The sequence below is a fragment of the Streptomyces sp. NPDC044063 genome (genome assembly GCF_056434285.1).
The window spans coordinates 23,894-29,932 of sequence record NZ_JBWKFM010000041.1 but is presented as its reverse complement, the minus strand read 5'-3'; the positions used below and the strand labels follow the sequence as shown (position 1 = coordinate 29,932).

Genomic DNA, 6,039 nt, shown 5'->3' with positions numbered 1-6,039 from the left:
TCCTGCTCTCCCCCCCCTTCCCCCCCCCCCCCCCCCCCCCCCCACCCCCCCCCCCCCCCCCCCCCCCCCCCCCCCCCCCCCCCCCCCTCCCCCCCCGCCCCCCCCCCCCCCCCCCCCCCCGCGCCGGCATGAGCGGCAAAGCCGGCATGAGCCGGCCCTCCGGCGTCAGCCGAACTGCACCGAGCGCTTGGCCAGCCCCATCCAGAAGCCGTCGATGACGCTGCGCTGGGCGCCGAGGTCGTCCCCCGCCGCGCCCATGGCCACGAAGAGCGGCGCGAAGTGCTCGGTGCGGGGGTGGGCGAGCCGGCCGGCGGGGGCCTTGCGCTCGAAGTCGGACAGCGCGTCGACGTCACCGGCCGCCAGCGCCTCGCGGCCCCAGGCGTCGAACTCCACCGACCAGGACGGGGGCCCGGAGCCCGCGTGCTTCAGGGCCGCCAGGTTGTGGGTGAAGAAGCCGCTGCCGACGATGAGCACGCCCTCGTCGCGCAGCGGCGCGAGCGTGCGGCCGATCTCCATCAGCCGTTCGGGGTCGAGCGTGGGCAGCGACATCTGGAGCACCGGGATGTCGGCGTCGGGGTACATCTCGACGAGGGGGACGTACGCGCCGTGGTCGAGGCCCCGGTCCGGCAGGTCGTGGACGGGAGTGCCGGCGCCGCGCAGCACGGCGCGCACCCGGGCGGCGAGCCCGGGCGCGCCGGGGGCGGCGTAACGCACCCGGTAGTAGTGCTCGGGGAAGCCCCAGAAGTCGTACACCAGCGGCACGGTCCCGGTGGCGCCGAGCGCGACGGGGGCCTCCTCCCAGTGGGCGGAGATCATCAGGATCGCCTGCGGGCGGGGCAGGCCGGCCGACCAGGCGGCCAGCTCGCCCGGCCAGACGGGGTCGTCCGCGAGGGGCGGCGCGCCGTGCGAGAGATAGAGGGCGGGCATGCGCATGAGGGCCTCCTCGTCGAGGTACTTGAAATATCAAGCTTTCCGTTCTACGACCTTAGTTCATATTTATTTAAACTTCAAGAATCGAGCTCCGGACGAGCCGGGGAGAAGCGGCGGGTGAAACAGTGGATGCCATGAAGAACCGAACCGCGGCGGCGGGCGAGGCCGCGGCCCCCGCGCCCGCCGGCGAGCCCCGCTGGCTGACCGCAGCCGAACAGGACGCCTGGCGGGCCTACCGCCACGCCTCCACCCTCCTGGAGGACCACCTCGACCGGCAGCTCCAGCGCGACGCCGGCATGCCGCACACCTACTACGGGCTGCTGGTCGTCCTCTCCGACGCGCCCCGGCGGCGGATGCGCATGACCGAGCTCGCCCGGCACGCCAAGATCACCAGATCCCGGCTGTCCCACGCGATCGCCCGGCTGGAGAACAACGGCTGGGTCCGCCGCGAGGACTGCCCCTCCGACAAGCGCGGCCAGCTCGCCGTCCTGACGGACGCCGGCTTCGAGATGCTGCGGGAGTCGGCCCCCGGCCACGTCGAGGCCGTCCGCGCCGCCGTCTTCGACCGGCTCACGCCGGAACAGGTCACCCAGTTCGGCGAGGTGTGCCGCATCATCGCGTCGGGCCTCCAGCCGGCGGGCGCGTGCGCGGACCTGCCCTGGCTGCGCTGACGCGCGGGCCCGCCCGGTCGTACGTGGAAGCCCCCGCCGGCGACCGGCGGGGGCTTCCACGCGTCATGCGAACGGGGCCGGGGTCAGTGCGCCATCACCGGGACGGCGTCCTCGGCACCCTCGCCGTCACCCGAACCGGCGACCGCGCCGCCCTGGTGACCGGCGTTGATGGAGACCATGGCGACCAGCGCGGACAGCGCCAGGATGCCGACCGCCCACCACACGGCGGTGGAGTAGCCGTGGACCATCGACTGGAAGGTGAGCGTCTTCTGGTCGGCGCCCGCCGCCATGTGGTCCTTGAAGTAGTCCGTGGTGGCGCTGGCGGCGATGGTGTTGAGCAGCGCGGTGCCGATGGCGCCGCCGACCTGCTGCGAGGTGTTGACCATCGCCGAGGCGACACCGGCGTCACGGGCCTGGACGCCGAACGTGGACAGGCTCATGGCCGGCATGAAGGCGGAGCCCATGCCGATGCCCATCAGGATCAGACCGGGCAGGACGACCGTGGTGTAGGAGGAGTCCAGGTCGATCTGGGTCAGGATGGTCATGCCGAGGGCCGCGAGCAGGAAGCCCGGGCCCATCAGGAAGCGCGCCGGGACGCGGGTCATCAGACGGGCGCCGATCTGGGTGGAGCCGATGATCATCGAGACGATCATCGGAAGGAACGCCAGACCGGTCTTGACGGGCGAGTAGCCGCGGACGACCTGGAGGTAGTACGTCAGGAACAGGAACAGGCCGAACATCGCGATGGCGGCCAGGGCCAGCGAGACGTAGACGCCGCCGCGGTTGCGGTTGGTGACCACGCGCAGGGGCAGCAGCGGGGCCTTGACCTTGCGCTCGACGATCAGGAAGGCGAACAGCAGCACGGCCGCCGCGGCGAACAGGCCGATGGTGCTGCCGGCACCCCAGCCGTCGGACTCGGCGCGGGTGAAGGCGTAGACCAGGGCGACCAGACCGGTGGTGGCCAGGATGACGCCGGGGATGTCGAGCTTCGAGCGGTTGCGGCCCTCGGCCGGCTCGTGGACCACGGCGATGGCACCGATCGCGGCGACGATCGCGAAGGGGATGTTCACGAAGAACGTCCAGCGCCAGTTGAGGTACTCGGTGAACAGACCGCCGAGGATCAGACCGACACCACCACCGGCACCGGCGATGGCACCGAAGATGCCGAACGCCTTGGCGCGCTCCTTGGCCTCGGTGAACAGCACGGCGAGCAGCGACAGCGCGGCCGGCGCGAGCAGCGCGCCGAAGACGCCCTGGAGGGCGCGGGCGCCCAGCAGCATGCCGGTGTTGACCGCGGCGCCACCGAAGGCCGACGCGGCGGCGAAGCCGATCAGACCGACGACGAACGCGCGCTTGCGGCCCCACAGGTCGGAGATGCGGCCACCGAAGAGCAGCAGACCACCGAAGGCGAGCGCGTAGGCGGTGATGACCCACTGCCGGTTGCCGTCCGAGATGTCGAGGTCGGCCTGGGCGGAGGGCAGGGCGATGTTCACGATGGTCGCGTCGAGCACGACCATCAGCTGGGCGAGGGCGATGAATATGAGCGCTTTCCAGCGCTTCGGGTCAGCCGATGACATGGCGTCAGGCATGGGTGGGGCCTACCTAGCGTGTGCGGAGAGGTGGAGAAGTTCGGACTGCTGGTGCGGTGGTGCTCGGTGTCGTGACGTCCCGTACGCGCGAATGCGCGAGTACGGGGGTCAGCGACTGCACACGGAGGTTTCCTGGGCCATGCGACGCAGGTCCTCCAAAGTCGTGGGCGAGCCGGGGAGTTCCGACCGGACGGGGGTCATGAGCCCGTCCAGGAAGAGCTGGAGATGCCGTCGGGAGAATTCGTCGAAGAGCGGGTGTCCGGTGCCCGGCAGCGGTCTGGTCAGCTGAGTGATCGCCAGCATGAGGTCGCCGAGGGCGACATCGGGGCGGAGCTGACCGGACGCCCGGGCCGCGGCGACCAGCGCTTCGGTGACCTTCTCCAGGCGCTCGCGGGCGCCGACGTGGTCGGGATGGTCCCGTTCGATGCCGCTCTCGCGCAGCAACGGACAGAGGGCGCCGATCCGTTCGTCGGCGGCGGCATGGGCGAAACGCCTCAGCGCGCGGAAAGCATCGGGCTCCTCGGCTCGTGCCCGCTCCGCCTGGTCCGCGATGCGGTCCATGACGGAGAGGGTGACATGGTGGATCAGCTCGCGGCGGTCCGCGAAGTGCCGGTACAGCGTGGCATTGCCGACCCCGGCCCGTCGAGCGATTTCATCGAGCGACGACTCGCCGCCGTGCTCGACGAGGACCTCCCGGGCGGCCGCGATGATCCGCTCGCGGTTGCGGAGCGCGTCGGCGCGAAGGCGGGGCTGCGGGGCCGTGACCACGACCGATCACTCCTTACCTGGGCTGGGCTGTGCTGGGCTGTTGGGGGCTACCGGGAGACCGCTGGGGACCGCACGAGGACCGCCGGGGACCGCATGGGTCGTTCCCGCAATCGGGGACCAGCTCCCCGTTTGACAGGAACGCTCAGTTAAACGGGGAGTGGATCCCCGGATATTTCGGCTCCGGATGAGATGCGCGTCACACACGCGTCACGCATACGGGCTCACACTCCGGGGCAGGGTCTGCGGCCATCTGACGCAACCCGGCGGGCGGGCGGCCGCCGGGCGACCGAGGGTGAGCCCATGAAGACCCTGGTCATCGCCGTCACGACCGCCACCGTGCTGGCCCTGGCCGCCGCCGTGCCCAGCCCGGCCGAGGAGCGGGCCCCCGCCCTCGCCGGTGCCGTCGCGGCCGGTGCCGGCGCCCGCCCGGCCGGGCCCTGCGCGCTGCGCACCGTCACCCGCGACGTCTCGGAGGGCGCCCGTACCCCGCGCGGCTTCGCCCGGTCCAGCGGCCGGGTCCGGGCCGTCACCCTCTTCATCGACTTCCCCGACGCCCGGGCCCGCATCAGCCCGGCCCGCCGGTACGCCGAGTTCTTCCCCGCCGTCGCCGACTACTTCCGCGCCAGCTCCTACGGCCGGCTCGACTACCGCTCCACGCCCGTGCCGCGCTGGATCCACATGTCCCGCCCGTACGACGCGTACGGCATCGCGCGCGGCACGGGCTTCGACCCCGGCAGCGACGACGGCTACCACGCCCTCACCCGGGAGATCCTCGACGACGTCGACGAGGAGGTCGACTTCCGGCGCTACGACCTGATCAACGTGCTGGCCGCGCCCAACGCCGGGCCGTCCGCCCTCCGGGACGTGCGCTCGGTGACGTTCGCGGGCGCGCCGACGGGACTGGAGACCGACGACGGCGTCGACGTCCAGAACGTGTCCTTCATCTGGAGCCGGCAGACCGGCGACAGCCCCTACCGCGTCCTCAACCACGAGAACGCCCACGGGTTCGGCCTGCCCGACCTCTACTACGGCGGCCGGACGGGCGCCGTACGCACCCCGGTCGGCCACTGGGACCCGATGGACGAGGACTGGGGGCCCTCGAACGACTTCCTGGCCTGGCACAAATGGAAGCTGGGCTGGCTCGCCCCGCACGAGGTCCACTGCCTGGCCCGCCCCGGCACCCGGACCGTCACCCTCACCCCCACCTCCCGGCCGGGCGGCGCCAAGCTGGCCGTCATCCCGCTGACCCGCACCCGCGCCCTCACCCTGGAGGCGCGCGCCTCCGGCCCGCTCGACCACGCCGTCTGCCGGCCGGGCGTGCTGGTCACCACGGTCGCCTCGGACCTCCCGACCGGCACCGGCCCGATCCGCGCCCTCGACGCCACGCCCGGCAGCCGCGGCTGCCACCGGGGCGACCCCAACGTCACGGCGGGCCTGACGGACGCGGCGTTCCGCCCCGGCCAGCGGCTGACGGCGGCGGGCGTCACCGTCGAGGTCGTGGAACGCACCGGCGCCGGCGCCTACCGCGTCACGGTCACCCGCACCCGGCCACCGGCCCACCACGCCTGAGCCCCGGCCGTCGGCGGCTGTTCCCGCGCCCCCCTTCCCTGGATACCCCCCAGGGGTATATCGTTGCGTTCAGCGGGAGGCGCCGGGGGCCAAGAACCCCGGCTCCTCCCGGACCGCACGCGCACCCGCGCACCGACGACGCGAAGGAAGCAGCCATGACCTCCCAGACGACGACCTCCGGCTCCTGCTGCACCCCGGCCGGCACCTGCGGCACCTCCGCGGCCGCCGACGTCCAGGTCGGGATCACCACCGTCTACGCGGTGACCGGCATGACCTGCGGCCACTGCGAGGGCTCGATCGCGCAGGAGATCTCCGCCCTGGCCGGCGTCACGTCCGTCAAGGCCGTGGCCGCCACCGGCCTGGTGACCGTCACCTCCACCGGCCCGCTGGACGACGAGGCCGTCCGCGCCGCCGTGGACGAGGCGGGCTACGAGCTCGCCGGCCGCGCCTGAGATACCCCCACCCCGTACACGGCTCACCCCCACGCAGTTCCCGGTACCGCCGGATCGTGC

General features: G+C 72.8%; 6 protein-coding genes. 3 read left to right on the top strand and 3 right to left on the bottom strand.

All coding sequences use genetic code 11. The annotated features are described in order from the left end of the window. Nucleotides 1–165: 165 nt before the first annotated feature. Nucleotides 166–927 (bottom strand): dioxygenase family protein, encoded by a 762-nt coding sequence (locus tag AC07BS_RS32405; protein WP_478935291.1) that lies wholly within the window; start codon nucleotides 925–927, stop codon nucleotides 166–168. A gap of 137 nt (nucleotides 928–1,064) precedes the next feature. Between AC07BS_RS32405 and AC07BS_RS32400 the strand changes: the two genes are divergently transcribed. Next, complete coding sequence (locus AC07BS_RS32400) at nucleotides 1,065–1,601, top strand: MarR family winged helix-turn-helix transcriptional regulator (RefSeq protein ID WP_478935279.1); 537 nt, start codon at nucleotides 1,065–1,067, stop codon at nucleotides 1,599–1,601. 83 nt (nucleotides 1,602–1,684) lie between these two features. Here the strand turns inward: AC07BS_RS32400 and AC07BS_RS32395 are convergent, their stop codons facing one another. Next, the gene (locus tag AC07BS_RS32395; RefSeq protein WP_478935278.1) at nucleotides 1,685–3,178 is read right to left on the bottom strand and encodes an MFS transporter; all 1,494 of its coding nucleotides are present in this window, start codon (nucleotides 3,176–3,178) and stop codon (nucleotides 1,685–1,687) included. 120 nt (nucleotides 3,179–3,298) lie between these two features. Further along, nucleotides 3,299–3,958 (bottom strand): TetR/AcrR family transcriptional regulator, encoded by a 660-nt coding sequence (locus tag AC07BS_RS32390; RefSeq protein ID WP_478646848.1) that lies wholly within the window; start codon nucleotides 3,956–3,958, stop codon nucleotides 3,299–3,301. Between the two features lie 300 nt (nucleotides 3,959–4,258). Between AC07BS_RS32390 and AC07BS_RS32385 the strand changes: the two genes are divergently transcribed. Together AC07BS_RS32385 and AC07BS_RS32380 are read left to right on the top strand one after the other, a co-directional pair. After that, nucleotides 4,259–5,527: a M6 family metalloprotease domain-containing protein gene (locus tag AC07BS_RS32385; RefSeq protein WP_478646850.1), complete on the top strand. Its 1,269-nt coding sequence runs from the start codon at nucleotides 4,259–4,261 to the stop codon at nucleotides 5,525–5,527. Nucleotides 5,528–5,682: 155 nt separating this feature from the next. Continuing rightward, nucleotides 5,683–5,979: a heavy-metal-associated domain-containing protein gene (locus AC07BS_RS32380; protein WP_478646853.1), complete on the top strand. Its 297-nt coding sequence runs from the start codon at nucleotides 5,683–5,685 to the stop codon at nucleotides 5,977–5,979. Nucleotides 5,980–6,039: the final 60 nt, after the last annotated feature.